17 protein-coding genes and 2 pseudogenes are annotated in these 23,417 nt (G+C 62.6%); 2 read left to right on the top strand and 17 right to left on the bottom strand.

Annotation, left to right across the window (positions count from 1 at the left end; genetic code table 11):
* Positions 1-5: 5 nt before the first annotated feature.
* The 12 genes and pseudogenes from ACQB61_RS11855 to ACQB61_RS11910 all read right to left on the bottom strand — a co-directional run bounded on the left by ACQB61_RS11855 (position 6) and on the right by ACQB61_RS11910 (position 12,831).
* Entirely contained in the window at positions 6-1,511 is a 1,506-nt protein-coding gene (locus tag ACQB61_RS11855; RefSeq protein WP_430512768.1) for a class I adenylate-forming enzyme family protein, read from the bottom strand.
* Positions 1,512-1,624: 113 nt separating this feature from the next.
* Positions 1,625-2,089, bottom strand: a complete 465-nt coding sequence (locus ACQB61_RS11860; protein WP_430512769.1) for a PaaI family thioesterase — start codon at positions 2,087-2,089, stop codon at positions 1,625-1,627.
* Positions 2,086-3,084 (bottom strand): acyl-CoA dehydrogenase family protein, encoded by a 999-nt coding sequence (locus ACQB61_RS11865; protein WP_430512770.1) that lies wholly within the window; start codon positions 3,082-3,084, stop codon positions 2,086-2,088. The genes ACQB61_RS11860 and ACQB61_RS11865 overlap by 4 nt, the downstream gene beginning before the upstream one ends.
* 10 nt (positions 3,085-3,094) lie before the next feature.
* A pseudogene (locus ACQB61_RS11870) lies at positions 3,095-4,284 on the bottom strand (acyl-CoA dehydrogenase family protein).
* A 12-nt stretch (positions 4,285-4,296) separates the two neighbouring features.
* Positions 4,297-5,472, bottom strand: coding sequence for an acetyl-CoA C-acyltransferase (locus ACQB61_RS11875; protein WP_430514360.1), 1,176 nt, complete (start codon positions 5,470-5,472; stop codon positions 4,297-4,299).
* The gene (locus ACQB61_RS11880; RefSeq protein ID WP_430512771.1) at positions 5,472-7,580 is read right to left on the bottom strand and encodes a 3-hydroxyacyl-CoA dehydrogenase NAD-binding domain-containing protein; all 2,109 of its coding nucleotides are present in this window, start codon (positions 7,578-7,580) and stop codon (positions 5,472-5,474) included. The genes ACQB61_RS11875 and ACQB61_RS11880 overlap by 1 nt, the downstream gene beginning before the upstream one ends.
* The gene (locus ACQB61_RS11885; RefSeq protein ID WP_430512772.1) at positions 7,577-7,726 is read right to left on the bottom strand and encodes a hypothetical protein; all 150 of its coding nucleotides are present in this window, start codon (positions 7,724-7,726) and stop codon (positions 7,577-7,579) included. The genes ACQB61_RS11880 and ACQB61_RS11885 overlap by 4 nt, the downstream gene beginning before the upstream one ends.
* Positions 7,723-8,385 (bottom strand): IclR family transcriptional regulator, encoded by a 663-nt coding sequence (locus ACQB61_RS11890; protein ID WP_430512773.1) that lies wholly within the window; start codon positions 8,383-8,385, stop codon positions 7,723-7,725. Before ACQB61_RS11890 ends, ACQB61_RS11885 begins: the two co-directional genes overlap by 4 nt.
* 3 nt (positions 8,386-8,388) lie before the next feature.
* Positions 8,389-9,725: pseudogene (locus tag ACQB61_RS11895) on the bottom strand (TRAP transporter large permease).
* Positions 9,725-10,237, bottom strand: a complete 513-nt coding sequence (locus tag ACQB61_RS11900) for a TRAP transporter small permease (RefSeq protein WP_430512774.1) — start codon at positions 10,235-10,237, stop codon at positions 9,725-9,727. Before ACQB61_RS11900 ends, ACQB61_RS11895 begins: the two are co-directional and overlap by 1 nt.
* Before the next feature lie 101 nt (positions 10,238-10,338).
* Positions 10,339-11,391: a C4-dicarboxylate TRAP transporter substrate-binding protein gene (locus ACQB61_RS11905; RefSeq protein WP_430512775.1), complete on the bottom strand. Its 1,053-nt coding sequence runs from the start codon at positions 11,389-11,391 to the stop codon at positions 10,339-10,341.
* 474 nt (positions 11,392-11,865) lie between these two features.
* On the bottom strand, positions 11,866-12,831 hold the full coding sequence (locus ACQB61_RS11910) for an MBL fold metallo-hydrolase (protein WP_430512776.1): 966 nt from the start codon (positions 12,829-12,831) through the stop codon (positions 11,866-11,868).
* 573 nt (positions 12,832-13,404) lie between these two features.
* Here ACQB61_RS11910 and ACQB61_RS11915 point away from each other — a divergent pair.
* Positions 13,405-14,784, top strand: coding sequence for a DUF2865 domain-containing protein (locus ACQB61_RS11915; protein ID WP_430512777.1), 1,380 nt, complete (start codon positions 13,405-13,407; stop codon positions 14,782-14,784).
* On the opposite strand, the gene gltX is transcribed toward ACQB61_RS11915, so the two are convergent.
* The 5 genes from gltX to ACQB61_RS11940 form a co-directional block, all read right to left on the bottom strand.
* Positions 14,747-16,117, bottom strand: a complete 1,371-nt coding sequence (gltX, locus tag ACQB61_RS11920) for a glutamate--tRNA ligase (protein ID WP_430512778.1) — start codon at positions 16,115-16,117, stop codon at positions 14,747-14,749. The two genes, ACQB61_RS11915 and gltX, sit on opposite strands and share 38 nt — an antisense overlap.
* A 15-nt stretch (positions 16,118-16,132) precedes the next feature.
* Complete coding sequence (locus ACQB61_RS11925; RefSeq protein ID WP_430512779.1) at positions 16,133-17,374, bottom strand: MFS transporter; 1,242 nt, start codon at positions 17,372-17,374, stop codon at positions 16,133-16,135.
* Between the two features lie 75 nt (positions 17,375-17,449).
* The gene (locus ACQB61_RS11930) at positions 17,450-19,138 is read right to left on the bottom strand and encodes an NAD+ synthase (protein ID WP_430512780.1); all 1,689 of its coding nucleotides are present in this window, start codon (positions 19,136-19,138) and stop codon (positions 17,450-17,452) included.
* A 64-nt stretch (positions 19,139-19,202) separates the two neighbouring features.
* Entirely contained in the window at positions 19,203-19,730 is a 528-nt protein-coding gene (locus tag ACQB61_RS11935; protein ID WP_430512781.1) for a response regulator, read from the bottom strand.
* A gap of 167 nt (positions 19,731-19,897) precedes the next feature.
* Positions 19,898-21,277, bottom strand: coding sequence for a class II 3-deoxy-7-phosphoheptulonate synthase (locus tag ACQB61_RS11940; protein ID WP_430512782.1), 1,380 nt, complete (start codon positions 21,275-21,277; stop codon positions 19,898-19,900).
* Positions 21,278-21,794: 517 nt separating this feature from the next.
* On the opposite strand from ACQB61_RS11940, the gene ACQB61_RS11945 reads away from it, so the two are divergent.
* Complete coding sequence (locus tag ACQB61_RS11945; RefSeq protein WP_430512783.1) at positions 21,795-23,381, top strand: diguanylate cyclase domain-containing protein; 1,587 nt, start codon at positions 21,795-21,797, stop codon at positions 23,379-23,381.
* The last annotated feature ends 36 nt before the right edge of the window (positions 23,382-23,417 follow it).

Consider the following 23,417-nt stretch of genomic DNA (forward strand, 5'->3'; position numbering starts at 1 on the left):
CCTCCTCAGTCGAGATCCTGCCTGAAGGTTTCAATCAGCTTGTTCTTCAGGATCTTGCCCGTCGGTGCGGCAGGCAGGGCGTTGGTGATGATGATGCGGGAGGGCACCTTGTAGGGCGAGAGGCGGCTGGCGGCATGGTCATGCAGTTCCTTTTCGGTCAGCGCCGCAGCATCGCGGACCTGACAGAAGGCAAGAACCTCCTCATTGCCGCCACTCACCGTGCGGCCAACAACAGCACATTGCAGCACGCCCGGATGATCGTTCAGCGCGCTCTCCACCTCCGGCGGATAAACGTTGAAGCCGCCCCGGATGATCAGCTCGCGGGCGCGCCCGGCAATGTGGAGATTGCCCTCGTCATCAATGCGGCCCAGATCGCCGGTGCGCAGAAAGCCCTCTTCGTCAAAAACGGCTGCCGTTTCCGCCGGGTTGCGGAAATAGCCGGGCATCACATGCGGGCCGCGTGTCAGGATTTCGCCCACCCCGTCGCTGCCCGGATTGCGCAGTTTCAATTCCACGCCGGGCAGCGCAGGGCCGACGCTGACATCGGCCACACCACGCGGATTGACGGTCAGGGTCACACCCGCCGTCGTTTCGGTCATTCCATAGCCGTTCTGCAGGGCGCAGCCGTAGAAATGCTCCGCCCGGCGCTTCCAGTCAGGATCGAGCGGCGCGGCGCCGGAGGAAACGTAGCGCAAGGTCTTCGTGGGCAGTTGCGCCAGGCCTTGCTTGTCCGCTTCAGCCATAACCAGTGCATGGATCTGCGGCACTGCCGGCATCACGGTGACTCCGGAATTCAGCGCCTCGAGCACGGTAGCCGCGTTGAAGCGCGGGAAGAGCCAGAGACTGGCACCAGCGACGACGCTTGCGATCATCATCGACGTCAGGCCGAAAACATGGGTCATGGGCAGAACGCCGAGGATCAGGTCTTCGCTCACAATCTTGCGCATGCGCACGGAGGTTTCACCGCCGAACAGCAGATTGGAATGAGTGAGCATGACGCCTTTGGGCGTGCCTGTCGTGCCGGTGGTGTAGAGGATCACCGCCACCGCTTCCCGGCCGGGACGGACAGGCTCGGGAACGGCGTCCGGGAAAGGACCGGAAATTTCAAGTGCGCCAAGGGCGGTCCGCCAGGACCGCGCGCCCGCCTCCGCCGCATGAGCGGCTGCATCAGGCGACACGTTGGAGAGATAGACGGTCAGCTTCGGGTCCGCATGCGGGGCAATGCGCTGCAGCTCGTGGCTGGTCATGCGCGCATTCACGGGGACGGCAATCGCGTTGAGTCTGGAAGCGGCCATGACGAGGCCGACCAGTGCCGCGCAGTTTTCAGCCAGAATGAGCAGCCTGTCGCCAGCCTGAATCCCAAGGCCGGAAAGTTCGGAGGCCATGGCATCTACCGCTTCGTTGAGGGCGCCGTAGGCTATGCTGCTCCCATCGAAGTCACGGAAGGCGATGGCCTCGGGCCGGGCAGCGAGATGGACGTCAAGCGGTTGATGGATACGGCTGAAAGACATGAAGTTCCTCCCGGACCACCGATGGCCATTCTGGCGGGCCAGCTGCGTCCCTTTTGCTAGGTCTAGGTAATCCCAATTGCTCCGGGCTGGGTCCTCCCCCGCCCGGAACGCTGTCAGACACCGTCAGGCACCGGCTGCGCCGCCTTCGCCGCTTCCGGCGGGGGAACAGGCGCACGCTTGAACACCCCAGAAGCGGTTGCGATGAGCGTGCCATCGTCATGAAACAGTTCGGCGCTGGCGAAGATGATCTTCCGTCCCCCGCCAGTGACCCGGCCAATGGCCGTGACGCCACCCATGTGCCCGGCTGCAAGGAAGTTCACATTGAGCGACAGGGTCGTGAAGGGCTGGCGGCCGGTATCATCCACAGTCAGGCTGGCCGACACCGCACAGGCATTGTCCAGAAGCAGCGTGGCGATGCCGCCGTGAAGGGTGTTCTGGCGGTTGACATGCCGCTCATCCACGATCAGGCGGCAGCGGGCTCCACCATCAGGATGGCCAACCTCCAGCGTATAGCCGATCAGCCGCTGGCTGCCGGTTTCCTCCGTGATCAGCCGGGAGCTTTCGCCACGCAGTGTCATGCGGCAGACAACGCGATGAAGCGCTCCAGATGGACGTCACTGTCACCAAAGCGGGCATCTGCGGCCAGCAGGCGGCGCACCAGAGAGGCAAGTTCATACTCTTCGGTCATGCCGATGCCGCCGTGAAGCTGCACCGCCTCTTCGGCAACCAGCCGCGCCACCTTGCCAACCAGAACCTTGGTGGCGGCCACCTGCCGGTCCCGGTCTGCACTGTCGAGATGCCCGGCCAGATTCCAGACCGCAGAACGGGCCTGTTCCACTTCGGTGATCACATCGGCAAAGCGGTGTTGCAACGCCTGGAAGGAGCCAATCGGCCGGCCGAACTGCTTGCGGGTCTTGAGGTAGTCGATCGTCAGATCCACCGTGCGCTCCATCACGCCCAGCGCATCGGCACACACAGCCAGGATCGCCGCAGCCTGAGGGCGGGCCAGAAGCTCCGGACCTCCGATCCGGCGGGCCGGAGTGGCCGCGAAGCTGATCTCGGCTGCCCGCCCGCCGTCCATCAACGGGTATGCGCGTGAAGAAACACCGTCCGCCTGAGCTTCGATCAGGTAAAGCCCATCCACCGCGCTGACAATGAAATGTGTCGCCGTATCAGCTCCGGCAACCAGAGATTTTTCGCCGCTCAGCTTGCCATCCTGCACTGAGGTTTTCACCGTGCCGTCGTAGCGGGTGCCGGGCTCATCAAGCGCCACCGCAAGCCGGATTTCGCCGGAGGCCGCAGCCTCGGCAAGCTCCGTCTCGCCAGCTTCCGCAAGAATGCCAGCCCCCAGAACCAGACTGTCCAGAAAGGGCATCACGGCAGCGGCGCGGCCAAGCGTGGAAAAGACCTGCAGAATATCGGGACCAAGCCCGCCAAATCCGCCGTGCTCTTCCCGCAGAAGGGCAGCCCCGACGCCAAGCTCCAGCAGCGCATTAAGATCACTGCCGCGCTGAAGCGTTCGGGCAAGGCTTTCGCCAAGCATTGTCTGTTCTTCGGTAAATTCGAAATTCATGACAGCCCCCTCACAAGCCCAGAATCTGCTTGGCGATGATCGTCCGCTGGACCTCGCTTGATCCGCCGTAGATCGAAAGCTTGCGGTTGTTGAGATATGCGCGGGTTGCCGCAGCCGCTTCTTCCGGCCCGGGTGCGGCTTCCTCGTTGCCCAGCCCCTCGGAGGGAAAGCAAGCGCCCACGGACCAGCGGCCCGGCGGGTCAGGTCATTGATGGTCTGGCGGATCTGCGTGCCCTTGAGCTTCAGCATGGAGCTCTGCGGCCCCGGCGCCTGCCCCGCAGCGGCCTGCGCCAGCATGCGCAGGTTCGTCGTTGCCATGGCCATGAGATCAATTTCGACTTCCGCAATCCTTGCGGCGAACAGCGGATTTTCCAGCAGCGGCTTGCCGTTGGCCACCTGAGCCCTGGCCATGCGCTTCAGCGAGGCAAGGCCAGCGGTGGCAAAACCGACACCGGCAATGTTCGTCCGCTCGTGGGTCAGCAGATACTTGGCGTAGGTCCAGCCCTCGTTCTCCGTGCCAACCAGATTGGCCACCGGCACACGCACATTATCGAAGAAGACCTCGTTGACCTCCGGCGTGCCATCCAGAAGCACGATCGGGCGCACGGTGATGCCCGGTGTATTCATGTCGATCAGAAGGAAGCTGATCCCTTCCTGCGGCTTGCCGTCAGCCTTCGTGCGCACCAGACAGAAGATCCAGTTGGCGTGCTGGCCAAGGGTCGTCCAGGTCTTCTGGCCGTTGACCACATAGTGATCGCCATCCCGCACGGCGCTTGTCTTGAGAGACGCAAGATCGGACCCGGCGCCCGGCTCGGAATAGCCCTGGCACCACCAGTCCTGACCATTGAGGATGCGCGGCAGGAAGTAGTCCTGCTGCGCCTTCGAGCCGAACTTCTGAAGAACCGGCCCGAGCATCATGATGCCGAAGGGCAGAATGCGGGGCGCATAGGCCGTGGCGCTTTCTTCCTCGAAGATATGGCGCTGGAACGCTGTCCAGCCTGCACCGCCAAACTCCTTCGGCCAGACACCGGCCAGCCAGCCCTTTTCATTCAGAATGGCATGCCATTCCTCGATCTCGGCCTTGGTGAGCTCCTTCTGCAGGCGCACCTTTTCCGAAAGCCGCGCAGGCAGACGGTCCTTGAGAAACTGGCGCACTTCGGCGCGGAAAGCCTGATCTTCAGGCGAAAAGGTCATATCCATGGTTATCCCGGCTCAAAAGATTTCAATCAGGCCGGCGGCACCCTGTCCGCCACCGATGCACATGGTCACAACGCCCCACTTTGCCTTCCGGCGGCGCCCCTCCAGCAGGATGTGCCCTGCCATGCGCGCCCCGCTCATGCCGAAGGGGTGGCCGATGGCAATGGAACCGCCATTGACGTTCAGCTTCTCCGGATCAATGCCGAGACGGTCACGGCAGTAGAGAACCTGGCTGGCGAAGGCTTCGTTCAGCTCCCACAGGCCGATGTCCTCAATGCTGAGGCCTGCCCGTTCCAGAAGGCGGGGCACAGCGAAGACGGGGCCGATGCCCATCTCGTCCGGCTCGCAGCCAGCAACCGCAAAGCCACGGAAAGCTCCCAGCGGCTCAATGCCTTCACGGGCAGCAAGCTCGCCGCTCATCACCACCAGAGAGGCTGCACCATCGGAGAGCTGGGACGCATTGCCCGCCGTGATGAACTTGCCCTCTCCCTTCACCGGCTGAAGTGCAGCAAGCCCCTCAAGCGTGGTGGACGGGCGGTTGCATTCGTCGCTGGCGAAGACAATCTCCTCGTCCTTCGTTTCGCCGGTTGCCTTGTCGGCGACGCGCCGCGTCACCTTCAGGGGGATGATCTCTTCGGCAAACAACCCAGCAGCCTGCGCCGCGGCGATCCTCTGCTGGCTACGCAGTGAATATTCATCCTGCGCCTCTCGGCTGATGCCATAGCGCGATGCGACGATATCCGCCGTGTCGATCATGGGCATGTAGAGATCAGGGTGATGCTCCTCGAGCCAGGCCTCACGCGAGTGGCGCGGAGGCGGCTGGTTCAGGCTGATGGACTCCAGTCCGCCAGTCAGCACGGCACCCGCACCTTCCGCACGCACCATATGCGCACCCATCGCCAGCGCCTGCAGCCCGGAGGCGCAGAAGCGGTTGACCGTGGTGCCGGCAACGGTCACGGGCAAACCGGCACGCAGAACGATCTGCCGGGCAATGTTGCCGCCGGTGGCGTGCTCGGGATAGCCAGTGCCCCAGATGCTGTCCTCGATCAGCGCCGGATCGATTTTCGCCCGCTCTATCGCATGGCGGGCCGTCTCCCCGCCCATCCATGCACCATGTGTCAGGTTCAGGCTGCCCCGGGCTGCCTTGCCAATCCCGGTGCGTGCTGTCGAAACAATTACAGCCTCCCTCATCATGCCCCCTCGCCCGTGTTCAGTGTTTCAAAGGTGCGCCCTTCGGCGGCAAGCCGCGCAAAAAGCGGCGAGATCTTCCAGAAGAAGTCATCCGTTTCTGCAAAGCGCGTGATGTTTTGAGCAATTGCGCCAAGGCCTTCCGCATCAGCCCAATGCATCGGGCCGCCTCTCCAGCGCGGGAAGCCATAGCCGTGAAGCAGAACCACATCGATATCGAGCGGACGGGCAGCAATGCCTTCTTCGAGGATCTTCGCCCCTTCGTTGACCATCGCCGCCATATAGCGGGCGACGATTTCCTCATCGCTGAAGGCGGCGGCATTCCCGGGCTGACCGGCTCTCACCTCCGTGAGAAGAGCCTCAAGCTCAGGGTCTGGACGGCCTTGCGGCGTTTCGCTGTCATAGATGTAATAGCCACGGCCCGTCTTGCGGCCCAGCCGTCCGGCCTCCACCAGACGGTCGGCGAACACCGGCACCCGCTCACGCGGGTCACGGGAGGCCGCCCTGCGCTGCCGGGCGGCATATCCGATGTCCAGCCCGGCCAGATCGCCCACCTGATAGGGGCCCATGGCAAAGCCGAACCGGACCAGTGCCCGGTCGATATCGTAGGGCGATGCCCCATCGAGGACCATGTGGTCGGCGGCGGTCCGGTAGGTGTTCATCATCCGGTTGCCGATGAAGCCGTCACAGACGCCCGAGCGGACGCCTGTCTTGCCCAGGGCCTTTGCCAGAGCAAAGGCTGTGGCGGTAACCTCCGGCGCGGTCTTGTCTGCGACCACGATTTCAAGAAGGCGCATGATGTTGGCGGGCGAGAAGAAATGCAGGCCGATCACGTCTTCGGGGCGGGCCGTCACCGCCGCGATGGCGTCCACATCCAGATAGGATGTGTTCGTGGCCAGCACTGCCCCCGGACGGCACACGGCATCCAGCTTGCGGAAGATCTCCTGCTTGACATCCATGCTCTCAAAGACGGCTTCGATCACCAGATCGACGTCCGCCAGCGCAGCATAATCAACTGCGGTGCGGAACTTCTCGCGCAGCATCTGATCGCATGCCTCAGGAGACAGCTTTCCACGCTTCACGGCACCCTGCTGCATGTTTGCAAGACCGGCAGCAGCCCGCGCCGCAGCCTCCTCGTCCCGCTCGATCACGGTGACATCAAGCCCGGCATTCAGAACGGAAGCGGCAATGCCCTGCCCCATGGTGCCGCCGCCGATAATCCCCACCTTCGCAATCCGGCGCGGCTCGATGCCCTTAAGGCCACTCTGCTGCGCCACCTTGCGTTCGGCAAAGAATGCATGAATGAGCGCCGCACGCTGCGGCGTCTTCATCAGATCCAGAAAGGCTGACCGTTCAAAGGTCATCGCCTCAGCGAAGGGCATGCCCAGTGCCGCAACAAGCGTATTGAAGGCCCGGACCGGGGCAATCTGCCCACGGGCAGACCGCTCAACCCGGGTGCGGGCTGCCTTGACTTCATCCTCTTCCGGGCGAGGTGCGGGTAGACCGGAGATCCGGCGCGGGCTGCGGCTTTCCGCAATCCAGCGGCGCGCTTCCGCCTCTCCTGCTGCCCGCGGATCAACGGCATCCGGGATGCCATCAATGATGCCGAGCGCAACCGCTTCGTCAGCCCCTGCCTGACGGCCGGAGGTGATGAGATCCACGGCCGCAGCAAAGCCTGCCAGTCGCGGAAGCCGCACAGAGCCGCCAGCTCCCGGCATCAGACCAAGCGTAACTTCCGGCAGACCAATGCGCGTGCCGGGCATGGCAACACGGCCATGGGCGCCGAGCGCCACTTCCAGTCCGCCACCCAGCACCGTGCCGTGCAGCACCGCGATCACCGGCTTTGCGCAACTCTCGATCCGGGAGATGACATCCGGCAGGTAAGGCTCCACCATCGGTTTGCCGAATTCCGAGATGTCGGCGCCGGCGATGAAGGTGCGGCCCTTGCAGTAAAGAACAGCCACCTCTGCAGAAGCATCGGCGGCAAAGGCATCAATCGCCTCGACCAGCCCTTTACGTACGGCAGCCGAAAGCGAGTTCACTGGCGGATTGTCGACGGCAATGTATCCGATTTCGCCTGCGCTTTCGTAGGCAACGGGGCTCTCGGTCACGGGCGGAGATCCTTTCGTATCAGGCTGCTCATCTGGCCAGTCATGCGCTCAAGCCGGCGCACGGCCTCGCTCAGCATCGGGCCGATCTGCGTATCGATGCGGTCAAGGTCTGCGGTGTCCGGGAGGGCGCCGCAGGTAAAGGTCACGGGTTCGGCAAGCTCGCTGGGGCGGAAGGGAACCGACACGGCGTTATAGGCAACCCCGCTCTGGGCGCCGCCCGCCGTGCGCACGAAGCCCTTGGCTGCCAGCTCGGAAAGGGCCTGATTGCGCTCCTCCTCCCAGCCGTGCAGCTCCTCAGCTTCAGAAAATCCCGCGCGTTCAGCAGCTGCTCAAATTCAGCGGAAGTAAGCGCAGCACTGTAGGCCCTGGCCGAAGCCGTCCGGCGCATCGGAATGCGCTGGCCCACCTCCAGCCAGATGGACGAAACACCCCTTGGCCGCCATGTGCGGATCAGCACCAGCTTGTCACCATCACGGACGCTGAGCACCACCAGCGTGCCGGTGGCATCGGCCAGCTCGCTCATCAGTTCATGCGCGGGCACAAGGAAGGACAGCGAGCTTCCAGCCACCTGTCCGACGGCGATCAGCGTGGGGCCGGGCCGGAAGCGGTCGTCATTCGAGGACTGCACCAGATAGCCGAGCCGAACCAGCGTCCATGTGAGGCGCGAGACCGTGGACTTCGGCAAGCCGGTCCTCTGGGCAATTTCCGCGTTTGAAAGGCCATCCTCTCCCATCCGGAAAGCACGCAGCACCGAGAGGCCGCGGGCAAGAGTGGTAGCAAAGCGCGGATCGTTTTCGTCCTTCATGGGTCACATACCGTTCGGAAGGGCCGTGGAGATCCACGGCACTAGAATGAGGATCGCCAGAACGAGGAACTCGACCGGCAGGAACCGCATGATGCCGGCGAAGATCTGATCGACACGGACGTCCCGCCCCGTGACATTTCCGATCACGAAGACATTGAGACCCACCGGCGGCGTAATCAGCCCGATTTCAAGCAGCTTGACGACAATAACGCCGAACCAGATGAGGTCCATGTGCATGCCGTCAATGACCGGAATGACAAAGGGCAAAGTCAGGACGATGATGCCGATCGGGTCCAGGAACATTCCCAGGAAGATGTAGATGACCGCAATGACGGCAATCAGCGCCAGCGGGGCAGATCCGCGCTCGTCACAAGGTTTACAACGGTCGATGCGGACCCGGTCAGCGCCACGAAGGACACGAAGACCTTGGCACAGGCCGCAATCAGGAAGATGGAAGCCGTCTGCGTGAGGCTTTCCCGGATGGCCGACCACATGCTGGCGAAGGTCAGAGTGCGCTGAAGAAAACCGATGGCGATCGTCAGGGCCACACTGACTGCAGCCGCCTCCGTGGCCGTGAATATGCCGCCATAGATGCCACCAATGATGACGGCGAAAAGCAGGACTGCCGGCCAGGATTGAAGTGCTGCCTTGCGGCGGGCGCCTCTCTCCAGCGGTGTCTGGTCAATGGGAGCTGCCGAGGGATCGCGGCGCACCCACCACATGATGACGAGCACATAGCCCAGAAGGCTCAGCAGACCGGGCAAAATCCCTGCGAGAAACAGCTTGCTGATCGATGTTTCCGTGAAGATCCCATAGAGGATGAACAGAACCGACGGCGGGATCAGAGACCCAAGCGTGCCGCCTGCGGCCACAGAAGCAGTGGCAAGGCGCGGATCGTATCCAAGACGCCGCATTTCGGGAACGCAGATCCGGCCCATGGTCGAAGCACAGGCAATCGAGGAACCCGAGATCGCCGAGAAGGCGGCGCAGCCGGTGACGGATGCAATGCCGACCCCGCCCCGGAACCCGCGCAGCCAGACATTGGCAGCATCATAGATGCGTGTCGTGATCTGCGTGTGATGGGCAATGTTTCCGAGCGCGATGAACAGCGGGATCATAGACAGATCGTAGCTGTGAATGAGGTCAAAGAAGCTCGACATGACCATGGATGCGGTCGGATTGATGGCCCGCTCAGGCGTGAAGCCGCCGGTGCGGAAGGCGTAGACGAAGAAGGTGCCAACCGTTGCGACCGATGCCAGCACAAAGGCAATGGGAACCCGCGCAGCGAGCAGCAGAATGACGACGGCAAAGCCAGCGAGGCCGATTGTTGAGGCGTCCATTACAGGGTCTCCCCGCCGCTATGCGCATCCTCATGGATCGCCCCAGTGCTCATGTATTCGCGAAGATCGGCAACAAAGACGAGCGCCAGCCGCAGCCACATGGCAGCTAGGCCCGCGAGGAAAACGAAGCGCATCGGCCACTGGGGCAGCTGAAGCTCGCCGTCATAGAAGGAGTTGCGGTTCCAGGCGTGGGAGAAATCGCGCCAGGCGGCATAGATCAGCGGCATCACGGCAATCATCGCCACCACCCAGCCGAGAAGGACAAGACGGCTGCGCCAGGCCGGGCTCATGGCATCCGTTACAAAGGTAACAGCAATATGCGAGCGGTTGGCGGTGGCAGCTGCGAGGGGCAGCATGATCGACGGAATCATCAGCTCGCGCACGAGGATGATGGTGTCCGGCACATTCGCATGAAAGACGCCGCGCGCGATGATCGACGCCGTAATGAGAACGACAAGTGCGAGGACGGAGACAACCGCCAGCTCAAGCATGATCCGTTCTATGAGTTTCATCAGCACCCTCCCAGGCCGTGAGCAGACAGATGACGCACCGGTTCAGCCCGGCGCATCACCTTTTGGGCAAGCGGGCAGGCAAAAGCCTGCCCGGCAGACCGTTATTTCCGGTCCCAGGGGTAACCCTTGGCGTCACGCTCGGCGCGATACTGCTTGATGAGGTCCTTGTATTGCTGGACCATTCCCTTGCCATCGAGACCGGCAGCATCCGCACGCTGGACCCATTCGGCGATGTAGGGCTCACCGGCAGCCAGAAGCTTCTGATGGTCGGCGTCGCTGAGCTTCAGAACTTCCTTGCCTTCGGCCTTCAGGATATCGACCGACTCGGTGTTCGCCTTCATCAGGAGCTTGCCGAATTCATCGGCCATGCCCTTGCCAGCTTCCATGACGGCTGCCTGATCCGCTTCAGACAAGGCATCGAAGCTGTCCTTGTTCATGAAAACGCCAAGAGCACCAACCTGCCCCCAGTCCAGCTCGGTGTAGCTGTCGAAGACCTCGTTGAATTTCAAGGCCTTCACCAGATAGGGATAGGTCTGTGTGCAATCGAGGAGGCCGGTTTCCAGGCCCTGATATGCCTCGTAGACACTCATGTCGACCGGCACCGCGCCAAGATCCTTGAAGGCCTTGCCGTAAGCACCCACGCCGCGAACCTTGACGCCCTTCAGGTCTTCAAGGGTGCGGATGGTCTTGCCCTTGCAGCCCACCTGAACGGCGGACGTGGTGAAGGTGCCGACGTAAACGAGGTTCTGCTCCGCCAGGTTTTCCTGAACCTTCGGATCGGTGCGCATGATGTCATCAACGGCACGCATGCCGACCCAGGGGTCTTCGTTCGGGATGGGAATGTCAGCCATATCATAGGCAAGCATGTCCTGCGGGAAGTAGACACCGATGACGGTGCCGAGATCCGCAACGCCGTTGCGCAGTGCAGATACTGCGGAATTTGCCGAGAACAGCGCACCTCCCCAATGCACTTCCACGGTCACATTCCCGGCCGTACGGCTTTCCACTTCCTTGGCAAACCACTTGGTGGCTTCCGCCCTCGGGCCGCGATCCGGGCCAGCTTCCGCCAGAATCAGCTTCGTTGCAGCAGCCGCAGGCGCAAGGGCACTGGCAGCCATCAGAGACGCAAAAAGCGCGAGTTTCAGTTTGTTCATGGGCTTCCTCCTCCACTACGTTCTACTGAATAGCACATCATTCCATATACTGAAACATCATTGCGCCAAAATACCGTTCAACGGACATGGCCCCGCGCAGAGGCGCGATCCAAATGCCTTGAAAAGCCGGGAAAAATTGCGGGCAATAAGCCCTCCGCCGGGCGAAGGGCATTGGGGCGCACCCGGAATGGCAATGCGATGAAGAACCGGAAGGTGAGAATGGCTTCCCTGCGGCACCGGGACCCGGGCGTCCTCCCGCTACCGGGAGAAGGGCATCTACCGAGCAGCCAGCTCTCAGACGAGCGGCAGGCGGGCCGCCATCATGCAGGCACCAGAACGAAACCGTTCAGGCACGGCAAACAAGCGGCAAAAGCGCCAAAGAGCGGAATAAGCAAAGCGGCGCTACCTGTGACACGATAGCGCCGGAAGAGCAGAACGGGGAACGGCGGGCGCTCCCCGGCAATTGCTGTCACCTCACGCAGCATCCTCGCTGGAAGCGGAACGGCTGAGGCGGCTGATGGCGATCTGTTCGCGTTCCGGCGTCCAGATCTGCGGCATGTCGATGCCCTTGGCTTCATCATAAGCGCGGGCGATGTTGAGCGGCATGACCTTGTCATAGCCTGGCAGTTTGCCGTAGCGCGGATCCATGGCGTCACGCACCGCGTCGTTGGTGGCCTTGAGGTCGAGCCCCTGATCCACACAGGCGGCAGCCGAGGCGCGCAACGTCTCGATGAACTCCTTGGCGCGGGTGATGGCATCGTTGACCATCTGCGCCCCGCGCAAGGGCGCGCCAGAGCCTGCAACAAGGGCATTGGCCCTGAAGGCACGCAGGCGCTCCAGTGTCTTCACCCAGTCGGAAAGATGGCCATCGGCAGCATAGGGCACCCCACCGGGATTGAGCAGATCACCGGCAAAGATTGTGCCTGAATCCGGCACCCAGACCACAATGTCCCCCATGGTGTGTCCGCGCCCCAGATGCATGAGCCGGATTTCGCGCGAGCCGAGCCGCAGCGACAGGGAGGAAGCAAAGGTGAGCCCCGGCCAGACAAGGGAATTGCTGACGGCAGGCGCGCCATCAGCCGAACGGCGGCGCTCGCATTCAAGGTTCGCTTCGCCCCGCTCTTCAATCAAACGCCGGGTGAGGTCGGACGCGAGGATTTCGCCCGGTTCCAGCGCATGCGCTCCGGCTGTGCGTCCCGCGTGATAATGAGTGAGCACGAGATAGCGCACCGGCTTGCCGCTGATCCGCTCCAACGCCTCGGTGATGCCCTGCGCAGCCTCAACGCTAGGCGGGGCGTCAACCACGAGAATGGCTTCATCGCCGCGCACGGCGCCAATTGTTGGAAAGCCATCCCGCATCAGGGCATAGCAGCCGCTGGCCACTTCCGACACGGAAACGGCGGGAATCTTGCCTTCCGGCGCCTTGCTGTCTTCGCTCATGGCGTCCACTTTCGTTCTGGCGGGGCCACGAGGCCCGCGTTGCTGCCGGGCCCTCAGGGCCCGCCGCGCCGGAGAAATGCCGGGACAGGGCGCAATGCGCTTGCCTCCATCCACTTCTCTCATCTCTTCACTTCAACGTGAGAGTTCAGCGCGGACCGGTTCGATTCTGCAAACAATTGCAGGCAAATCATGGCAGCTCCTGTTTTTTATCAACAAGAACAGCCGGGATGCCGTAGGGCATTCAGATCTTTGGCAGAAAAGAGGAGTGAAGAAGGCAATATTCGGCCTCGATATCTGTGCCACTACAGCCCGGCCTATGGCGTATCAGCACCAGCCAAAACACGTGTGAAGAAGCTTGCCTGCCGGATTTCTTTTGGCTTGCTGCGGCGCAATGGAACGCGTGCGGCTCCAGTTCAGACCAGGGAAAGCCTGACGTGGCAGCTCCGGGCTGGCCCGTTGCTTGCAATGCGGGGATCAAGCCCTGATAGTTGCGTCGGGGAAAGTTGGGAAGCAGGCTGGGCCTGCACAAGTGACCAGGCCGATGCGTGGCCGGGTTTGGGGATGGCTGCCACCATGAAGCGCGTAAAGTTCAGGCTTCTGGCCCTTTCTGGCCTCATGACACTTGCGATTGGGGCATCTGCCGCCTTTGCCGGCACTTCGAGCTGTGAAGCCCTCGCCCGTCAGCTTTCCCGTCTTGAGACAGCTGCAAAGCCATCCGCTGCTTCAAAATGGGACGTGGCCGCAGATGCGCAGGCCCGTGCCATCATGTCAGCCCGGCGCGATGCGGCCTATTATCAATGCAGCCTCATGGGCGCCAATGCGCGCTGCCCGTCTCTCCTCGACAAGATACAGCGCATGGAGAAAAACCTCGCGAAGATCGAGCGCCAGCGCGCGAAGGCAGGCAAGGCAAATGCAGGCCGGGGCGCCACTGCGGCGAACCGGGCGGAAATTCTGCGAATCCGCAAAGCGATGCAACGCAACATGTGCGGCAAGGAGCAGGGGGCGCAGGACATTCAGACAAATGCCAAGCTGGCGCCGCAGCAGCCGCGGGGATTTCTCACCCGTGCATCGGGACAGCCTGACGCGCCGGCTGCGCCCATCGTGCCGCTTCAGCCCAGCCGCAAGACCGTCATGCTGCCGGCGCAGCCGGAGCGCCGCGCGGCTCTGGATGCTGGCCCTCAGGATCAGGAGCGCACCCGCGACGGCCTTGCATTTCCAGCCTACAAATTTCCGCGCAATGCCACATACCGCACCCTTTGTGTCCGCACCTGTGACGGTTATTTCTTTCCCATCAGCTTCAGCGCGAGGCCGGGCCAATTCGGTCAGGATGCGGCTGCCTGCAATGCAATGTGTCCGGGTGCGGAGACGGGTCTCTTCGTCTACCACAATCCGGGCGGAGATCCGGAAGACATGATCTCGCTGGCGGGCGAGCGCTACAGCGATCTGCCCAACGCCTTCCGCCATCGCAAGGAATATGTGAACGGCTGCAGCTGTCAGGCCGCACAGCAAGCAGCGTCCTCACTGACGCCGGTTTCCGGAACCGCAGGAGACATTTTGTCCTTCGCCGGAGGACGTGCAGTGGCCGGACAAGGCGCAAGCAACCCGAAGACAGACGCGATCCGGATGTCCATGCCTCCGGTAAGTGCGGATGACATGCCGCAGGATGCAGATCCGGACACGTCACTCAACCTGCGCGAAGGGTTTGACGCCTCAAGTCTCGTCACCGCGTCCCTCCCCGCAACGGATGTGCCGCTTGCAGCAGAGAGCATGCGCCCGTCGCTGCCCGCGCTTGGGCGCAAGGCGCAGGAGGGTGCCGAAGGCGCAGAGGTACCTGACGAGGGGGAACAGCCCAGCGGACAGGCATCCTCACCGGAAACACCGGCCGAGGATGCCAGAGGCGAGGCGCGCGGGCCTGTCAGGAAAGTCGGGCCGCAGTTCTTTCCCGACCGATAAGTGGCAGCAGCGCCTTCATGTCGGGGCCGTGGCCGTGGCCGGTCAGAGCCAGACGCAGCGGCATGAACAGGGTCTTGCCCTTGCGCCCGGTCTTCTCCTTCAGAAGGCCGGTCCAGATGCCCCAGCTTTCGCCATCCAGCGGACCTTCGGGCAAGAGAGCGAGGGCCTCGGCCAGATAGGCACGGTCCTCTTCCGCCACTTGCGCTGCATCGGCAGGCAGATCGCCGGAGATGATGTCCCACCAGCTGCTGGCATCGCCGAAGCGGGCGCAGTTTTCCCGCACCGCCAGCCAGAAGGCCTCGCCGCCGCCGATGCCAAGCGCTGCAAGGCGCGGGGCAGCGTCTTCGTAGGTCATGGCATGGACAAGCCGGGCATTCAGGCTGTCCAGCTCCTGCGGGTCGAACTTGGCGGATGAGCGGGAGATGCCGGAAAGGTCCAGCATGCCTGCCAGCGTTTCCATGTCCCGCACCGGCTCCACGGCGTGGCTGGTGCCGGTGAGAACGGCCAGTGAGGCAACGGCCATCGGCTCGATGCCAGCTTCCCGCAGGGAGCTGATAGACAGCGCGCCCTTGCGCTTGGACAGCCCCTCCCCGTCCAGCGTGGTCAGCAGGTTGTGGTGGGCAAAACGCGGCAGCTGCGCCCCCAGAGCCTCAAAGATGGCGATCTGTACAGCCGTGTTGGCGACGTGATCCTCGCCGCGGATGACATGGGTGATGCCCATGTCCGCGTCATCCACCACCGAGGTGAAAGTGTAGAGATAGCTGCCGTCCGCACGGGCGAGCACCGGATCGGACAGCGAGGCAAGGTCAATCGACTGGCTGCCACGGCACAGATCATCCCACGTAACATCCGTGCGGCGCGGAGCCAGCGGGTCGCCGTCATGATTGGGCAGCAGGAAGCGCCAGTGCGGCTGGCGGCCCTCGGCCTCCAGCTTTGCCTTGTCCTCCGCCGTCAGCTTCAGGGCAGCACGGTCATAGACCGGCGGCCGGCCCATCGCACGGGCGCGGGAGCGGCGGCGCTCCAGTTCGTCCGCCGTTTCGTAACAGGGGTAGAGCAGCCCTGCCGCCTTCAGCTTTTCCGCCGCCGCGTCATAAAGCGCGATCCGGTCCGACTGGCGCACCATCATGTCAGGCTTGACGCCGAACCAGGCGAGATCCGCCTCAATGGCATCGGCATATTCCCGGCGCGAGCGCTCCAGATCCGTGTCGTCGAAACGCAGCACGAACTCGCCGCCGTTCTTCAGGGCATAGAGCCAGTTGAGAAGCGCGGTACGGCTGTTGCCGAGGTGGATGAGGCCCGTCGGAGAGGGCGCGAAGCGGAGCTTTACGGTCATGCGTTTCCCCTACCCTCAGTCCGCCGTGCTGGCAAGATCATCCCGCTTCAGCAGCACGCGGGAAGCACTGGCGAGCGCCGCCGTCATCACCACGCAATAGAGCGAGAAGCCGAGGATCTGGCCGTCATAAGGCACGCCGAAGTCAATCAGCCAGCCCGCCAGCCCCGGCCCGAGTGCAGAGGCAAAGACCATGAAGGCAAAGACGACCGAACGCACAGCGCCCAGGTGCCGGGTGCCGTAAAGCTCCGGCCAGAGCGCACCGGTGAAGGTGGCCACAAAACCATTGGAGAGGCCGATCAGCGCCATAAAGATGAAAGGCGCGTAAGGAGCATGCACCAGCGCCAGAACCGCCGTGCCGCAGGCGAGCGGCACCAGCATGAAAGGCAAGATGCGCCGCGCCGTGAAGCGGTCGATCAACTGCCCCAGCACCAGCGATGACAGCACAGCCGAAGCAGACATGACGATGAAGGCCATTGCGAAGAGCTCTCTTGTCCAACCGCGCAGTTCCACCAGATAGGACTGATGAAACAGCACCGCCGTGACGATGAAAGGTGGAGCCAGTACACCGGCGGAGACAAGGTAGAACATCGGATCCCGGAGCACTTCGGCCCGCGTCCAGTGCCGGCGCTCCACCACTTTGATGTCCGTGGCCGTGTTCACCGGCACCCGCTCCTTGCGCAGGAGCAGCAGCACGAGCGGCAGCACCAGCGCCAGCATCACAGCCACAGCCACCCACCAGCCCTGCCGCCAGCCGAAGGTGGTCATGATGGCGACGAAGGTAACCGGCATGATGGCTTCCGATGCCGGAAAGCCAAGGCCGATCACCGCAACGGCGCGGCCGCGCTGCGCATCAAACCAGCGCCCGGCCGCCGTCATCGCGGTGTTGCTCATCATGCCTTGGCCGAAAAGGCGCAGCCCATAAAGCGCGATGCCGGCCATCCAGATGGAGGTGGCAGAGGCCATCAGCGCGCAGAAGAGCCCGAGCATGACCATGACGCCAGCCGCAACCTGCGCCACGGAGAAGCGGTCCAGCACCCGGCCAAGGGTGGGCAGCGTTAGAGCACTGCCAAGCGTTGCCGCCATATAGAGCGAACCGAAGGCACCATTGCTCAGGTCAAGCTCCGCCCGCACATCCCCGGCAGACAGGGAGATGAAGAAGGTCTGCCCGAAGCCGGAGAAGGCGGTCATCAGGAAGGCAGCCCCAAGCCAGCGGGCGTTCCCGGAAAGAAAGGCACCATAGGTCTGCGGTTTGCTCATGGCATGCCACTGGCTCCCACCTGCGGTGAAGCCAGCCCTTTCTTTACGATGTATCAGGTGCTTGCGCGTGGCGGGTCAGCGGTCGCGGAAGCGGTTGGTGATGGGGTAGCGCCGGTCGCGGCCGAAGTTGCGGCGGGTGATCTTGACGCCCGGAGGCGCCTGACGGCGCTTGTACTCGGCGATGTAGAGAAGATGTTCCACCCGTTCGATGGTCGCACGCTCATAGCCCAGCGCCTCGATCTCACCAATGGAAAGTTCATTTTCGACCAGCCCTTGCAGGATGGCATCCAGCACCTCGTAAGGCGGCAGGCTGTCCTGATCGGTCTGGTTCTCGCGCAGTTCCGCCGTGGGAGCCTTGGTGATGACGTGATCAGGGATCATCTCGCCTGCCCGTCCCTTCACACCCTGCGGCAGGTTGACGTTGCGCCAGGCGGCAAGACGGTAAACCTCGGTCTTGTAGAGGTCCTTGATCGGATTGTAGCCGCCATTCATGTCGCCATAGAGCGTGGCATAACCGACCGACATTTCCGACTTGTTGCCCGTGGTCACCACCATGGCGCCAAACTTGTTGGAGATTGCCATGAGGATGACGCCACGGCTGCGCGATTGCAGGTTCTCTTCCGTGATGTCGGGCGTACGGCCAGCAAAGAGCGGCGCGAGCACTTCAGTAAAGCCAGTCATCGGCGCCTCGATGGGCACGATGTCGTAGCGGATGCCGAGCGCCTTTGCACTGGCTTCAGCGTCCCTAAGGCTGTCGGAGGAGGTGAAACGGTAGGGCATCATCACCCCATGCACCCGCTCCGGCCCCAGCGCATCGACCGCCATGGCAGCGCAGATGGCAGAATCGATGCCGCCCGAGAGGCCGAGCACGACACCGGGGAAGCGGTTCTTCTCCACATAGTCGCGCAGGCCCATGACGCAGGCGAGCCAGTTGGCTTCGTCCGCATCTGGCAGTTTGGCGAATTCGCCCTGCTCCGCCCGCCAGACGCCATCACTCCCTTCGCGCCAGTCGCTGATGGCCAGCGCCGTAGTGAACTGGGGCATCTGGAAGACAAGCGACCGGTCCGCATTGAGGGCAAAGGAGGCGCCGTCGAAGACAAGCTCGTCCTGCCCGCCGGTCTGGTTACAGTAGACAAGCGGCAGGCCGCTCTCCACCACACGGGCGACCATGATCTGAAGCCGCTCGTCGGCCTTGTTGGCCCAATAGGGCGAACCGTTCGGCACCAGTAGCATCTGTGCGCCGGTTTCCGTCAGGCATTCGACCACTTCATCGGTCCATGTGTCCTCACAGATCGGCAGGCCAAGCCGGAGGCCACGGAAATCTACCGGCCCCGGCAGCGGCCCCTGATCAAAGACACGCTTTTCGTCAAAGACGCCGTAGTTCGGCAGGTCATACTTGAAGCGAAGCGCCTGTACTTTGCCGCCATCCAGCAGCGCTACCGCATTGTAAAGCTTGCCGCCTTCCGCCCATGGCAGACCGATGATCATGCCGGGGCCGCCATCTGCGGTCTCAGCCGCAAGGGCTTCCAGCGCGGCACGGCAGGCGCGGACGAAGGCGGGCTTCAGCACCAGATCCTCTGCCGGATAGCCCGACAGGAACATTTCAGACAACAGCACGAGATGCGCCCCAGCCCTTGCCGCTTCGGCACGGGCTTGGCGGGCCATATCCGCATTGCCGGCAATACCGCCGACGACCGGGTTCAGCTGGGCAATGGCAAGGCGAAGGTGGCCAGAAAGGGCCTCGGGACGGGTGCTTGTGCTCATGACACCTGATTTAGCGCGCCCGCGCTGGCCTTGCAATCGGACGATAACCACTTGCCATCAATGGTTAGAGCAATGCGACACCACCGGCGGAGATTTGAGAATCTGGAGCGATGTGGCCAGCACCAAAAGCAGCATCTGATCCGGCAAATGTGGAGCGCTCACGCCGCAGGCCCTTGCTGCGGCCGTTCCTTTCCTGGCGCAGCAGCGCGTCCTCTATCCGCTGGTAAAGCACAGCTGGAGCGACGGGTTTCGCAACAAAACCATGCACACCCAGCCGCATTGCATCCAGAATGACGCTGCGCCGCGCATGACCTGAAACGGCGATAACCGGCGTTGTCGCCAGCAAAGGGTCCCTTTCCCCTCGCAGAAGCTTCAGAAACTCCTCACCGGAAACCGGCGCCATGGCCCAGTCCAGCAAGACAAGATCGGGTGCGCGGTCAATGACGATTTCGAGCCCATCGGCTCCATCAGAAGCCTCGAAAATGCGACGCGCGCCGAATCCGGCAAGGATGGAGCGGAGAATCGAGCGCATATGCGCATTGTCATCGACCACGAGGACCGACACCTCCGACAGATCCACCCTCATCCGCATTGCAACTCCCCCGGGGCCCAAAAACAAGATTTAAGTGCCTCCACGTTAAACCAAGGTTAGGGGAGAAACTTAGTTGCAGTTTCAACGGAGCCACTGCCTGCGGAGAGAAACGCAAAAAGGGCAGACCGCTGGCCTGCCCTTTCTGACACATGTCAAAGCTGCTGCGTTCAGGCGCTGGCAGCGATCTTGTCCGTGCGTGCCTCGCGTTCCTTCTTGAGGTTTTCGGCCACAAGGAAGGCAAGCTCGATGGCCTGATCGGCATTGAGACGCGGGTCGCAGTGCGTGTGGTAGCGGTCACCCAACTGATCGGCGGTGAGCGCATGGGCGCCGCCGGTGCATTCGGTGACGTTGCGGCCCGTCATTTCGATATGAATACCACCAGCATGGGTGCCCTCGGCGCGGTGCACCGCGAAGAAGGCTTCCACTTCCTTCAGGATACGCTCGAACGGACGGGTCTTGTAGCCGGCTGCGGTGATGGTGTTGCCATGCATCGGATCGCAGGACCACACAACCGTGCGCCCCTCCCGCTCCACGGCGCGCACCAGCTGCGGCAGATGATCGAACACCTTGTCCGCACCGAAGCGGCAGATCAGCGTCAGGCGCCCAGCCTCGTTCTCCGGGTTCAGCATGTCGATCAGCTTCAGCAGCCCATCCGGTGAAAGCGACGGGCCGCACTTGAGCCCGATCGGATTCTTGATGCCGCGGAAGAATTCCACATGGGCATGATCCGGCTGGCGGGTGCGGTCGCCGATCCACAGCATGTGGCCCGAGGTCGCATACCAGTCGCCCGAGGTGGAATCGACACGGGTGAAGGCCTGCTCGTAGCCGAGCAGGAGCGCCTCGTGGCTGGTGAAGAAATCGGTCGAGCGCAGCTGCGGCACGCTATCGGGCGAGACGCCACAAGCCCGCATGAAGGAGAGCGATTCCGAAATCCGGTCCGCCAGCTCCTGATAACGGTGCGACTGGGGGCTGTCCTTGACGAAGCCCAGCATCCAGCGGTGCACCTGGTCAAGGTTGGCAAAGCCACCCTGCGCGAAGGCGCGCAGCAGGTTCAGCGTCGCGGCCGACTGGCGGTAGGCCATGGACAGGCGGTTCGGATCCGGGATGCGGCTTTCCGGGGTGAAGGCGATGTCGTTGATGATGTCGCCGCGGTAGCTCGGCAGCTCCACGTCACCCTGCTTCTCGATGTCCGAGGAGCGGGGCTTGGCGAACTGGCCGGCGATGCGGCCCACCTTCACCACCGGCTGGGAGGCCGCATAGGTGAGGACGACAGCCATCTGCAGGAAGACGCGGAAAAAGTCACGGATGTGGTCCGGATGATGCTCTGCGAAGCTCTCCGCACAGTCACCACCCTGCAGAAGGAATGCCCGTCCTGCCGCAACATCCGCAAGCTGGCGCTTCAGAAGACGCGCCTCACCTGCAAAAACCAGCGGCGGATAGGTCGACAGACGCTTTTCGACGTCCGCCAGGGCCTCTTTGTCGGGATAATCCGGCACCTGCAAGATCGGCTTGGATCTCCAGCTGTCCGGTGTCCACTTCTCCGCCATCACACAGTCTCCAATACGGTCCGGCTGCATTGCCCTGCCTTGAGCAAACGGGCGGCAGATCCTACACCTGCCGTCAGCCCGCTGCCGTCAAAAGACCGGGCGCCGGAACTTCCTCACATCACGTGCTTCAAACGTCTCCCCCGAAGGACAAGAAACGTGCGGCCTTATACACGGCTTGACGGCTCAAGACTACAGTCCAGGACAGTAGCCCGCCAGCATTCCGGATGACCGTGGCTGCTGTGCCGCCATGCAAGCCTGGCCGCTGCGCACGCGTCCGGCCTGCCGGAACGGAAACCGACGGCACTCCGGGCACCCCATCGTAAAAATACGGAGGAATGAAAAGTAGAGTAACGCAGACATGAATTGGAAGGAAAAAGACACCAAATACCCTTGATGAATTTAAGAGCCTGTTTCCAATTATACCCTACATCATTTTTACAGGTATGTCGTAGCCTGCAGATACTTACGCAGGCCTTCCGCATAGCGCGGGCCATCACATCCAGAAAGGATTGGCAGCGTGTCATCCGTGACAGGCATCGGCAAGAACCCGGCAGGACGCTGGAGTCTTACTCATCAGGTCTACTTTCTCGCATCGCTTCTCATGGTGCTGGCAACAGCATCCCTGCTTTATGTCGGCTACATCGCCTCTCGCGCGGCCGACCGGCAAGCTGTGCGGAACGAAATGCGCCTTATCGAAAGTGCGCTTCACGACCGGCAACGGCTGATGGCGAGGGACCAGATGACCCTGGCGCGCTGGGACCGGGCGGTGGCTAACATCTCGGTCAAGTTCAATCCGGCCTTTGTCCGCTATGAGCTGCTTGACTCGCTCTGGTACGATTTTGGGCATGAGCGGGCTTTCCTCGTTGACCCGCAAGGCACATTGCTCGCTGAGTCACGCAGGGAGATCTCCCGCATCGGCCGCAAGAGCCTGCCGCCTTCGTCTGTACTGCTGACAGTGTCTCAGGCCGCAGTGCGCAAATTCGAGGCCCTGCGCAAAACGTCAGAGGCCGCTGCAGGCCGCAGCGGGCCGCCCGCCGTCGATGACATGGCTACATTCACATATGTTCTGCTTGACCATACACCGACATTCATCAGCGCCATGCCGATTATCCCGGACGACGGAGCCGTGACGCAGCCTCCCGGACCTCCGGTCATTCTGATGTCTGCACGGCTGATCGACGAAGGCTTCACGGCCGACATTAATTCGCAGCTCGCCTTCCGCGATATGAAGTTTGTGCCAGGAGAGACGCCACCTTCGGGCAGCACGAGCTGGGCTATCAGGTCACCAGACGGTACCATCATAGGCCATTTCCATTGGACCAGTGAAACACCTGGCGAGCATGTCTGGCGCATGATCCTGCCGAGCATCCTGCTGCTCTGGGCCATGCTGGCAGGCTCCGCCTTCGCCGTATCGCGCAAGGTCGGAACCCTGACCAAATCGCTGGAACAGCGCGAACAGGAGTTTGCCTATCTTGCTGACCACGATCAGCTCACAGGACTTGCCAACAGAAGGCAGATCAGCGCCATTCTCGCCAATGCCATTTCCGGCCTGCCGGACAAACCTTTCGCGCTGATTGGATGTGACCTCGACCGCTTCAAGCAGATCAACGATACCTACGGTCATGCTGCAGGCGACGACGTTCTCGCAACCGTCGCCCGCCGGATTGAAGCCACCGTTGGCAGCGCAGGCGTTGCCGGCCGCATGGGCGGCGACGAGTTCGTGATCGTGGTGATCGAATTCGCGGACATCGACCAGCTGGCCGCTCTGGGCCGCCGGATCATGGCTGCGCTGGACGAGAAGATTCCGATGCCCAATGGCATCCACGCAGAGCTCGGCGTCAGCCTCGGCATTGCCATCGCCCCCATTGACGGCAGCACAGATGAGGCTCTGCTTGCGGCAGCAGATTCAGCCCTCTACGCCGCCAAATCCGCACGTGACGGCACGCTCGTCTTTGCGGCTAGCCTGCCACGTGCAGAGGATGATCTGCCAGACACGGACGCTGTCGCGGCCACGATACCGGCTGCCGCTCCTCTGAGATCCCCTCTGGCCATCAGCGATGGGGGCACTGTGGTCAAGCGCCCGCCGAAAGGGCGCGGGCACTGAGGCGGCAGGAATACGCCGTCTTTAACCGGTAACCAT

The sequence above is a fragment of the Pannonibacter phragmitetus genome (assembly GCF_050510895.1).
Classification (GTDB): domain Bacteria; phylum Pseudomonadota; class Alphaproteobacteria; order Rhizobiales; family Stappiaceae; genus Pannonibacter; species Pannonibacter phragmitetus_B.

Excerpts from the sequence above, each read along its gene's own strand:
- ACQB61_RS11855 (WP_430512768.1), bottom strand. The coding sequence starts at position 1,511 with ATGTCTTTCAGCCGTATCCATCAACCGCTTGACGTCCATCTCGCTGCC.
- ACQB61_RS11860 (WP_430512769.1), bottom strand. The coding sequence starts at position 2,089 with ATGACACTGCGTGGCGAAAGCTCCCGGCTGATCACGGAGGAAACCGGC.
- ACQB61_RS11865 (WP_430512770.1), bottom strand. The coding sequence starts at position 3,084 with ATGAATTTCGAATTTACCGAAGAACAGACAATGCTTGGCGAAAGCCTT.
- ACQB61_RS11875 (WP_430514360.1), bottom strand. The coding sequence starts at position 5,472 with ATGAGGGAGGCTGTAATTGTTTCGACAGCACGCACCGGGATTGGCAAG.
- ACQB61_RS11890 (WP_430512773.1), bottom strand. The coding sequence starts at position 8,385 with ATGAAGGACGAAAACGATCCGCGCTTTGCTACCACTCTTGCCCGCGGC.
- ACQB61_RS11900 (WP_430512774.1), bottom strand. The coding sequence starts at position 10,237 with ATGAAACTCATAGAACGGATCATGCTTGAGCTGGCGGTTGTCTCCGTC.
- ACQB61_RS11905 (WP_430512775.1), bottom strand. The coding sequence starts at position 11,391 with ATGAACAAACTGAAACTCGCGCTTTTTGCGTCTCTGATGGCTGCCAGT.
- ACQB61_RS11910 (WP_430512776.1), bottom strand. The coding sequence starts at position 12,831 with ATGAGCGAAGACAGCAAGGCGCCGGAAGGCAAGATTCCCGCCGTTTCC.
- ACQB61_RS11915 (WP_430512777.1), top strand. The coding sequence starts at position 13,405 with ATGAAGCGCGTAAAGTTCAGGCTTCTGGCCCTTTCTGGCCTCATGACA.
- gltX (WP_430512778.1), bottom strand. The coding sequence starts at position 16,117 with ATGACCGTAAAGCTCCGCTTCGCGCCCTCTCCGACGGGCCTCATCCAC.
- ACQB61_RS11925 (WP_430512779.1), bottom strand. The coding sequence starts at position 17,374 with ATGAGCAAACCGCAGACCTATGGTGCCTTTCTTTCCGGGAACGCCCGC.
- ACQB61_RS11930 (WP_430512780.1), bottom strand. The coding sequence starts at position 19,138 with ATGAGCACAAGCACCCGTCCCGAGGCCCTTTCTGGCCACCTTCGCCTT.
- ACQB61_RS11935 (WP_430512781.1), bottom strand. The coding sequence starts at position 19,730 with ATGCGGATGAGGGTGGATCTGTCGGAGGTGTCGGTCCTCGTGGTCGAT.
- ACQB61_RS11940 (WP_430512782.1), bottom strand. The coding sequence starts at position 21,277 with ATGGCGGAGAAGTGGACACCGGACAGCTGGAGATCCAAGCCGATCTTG.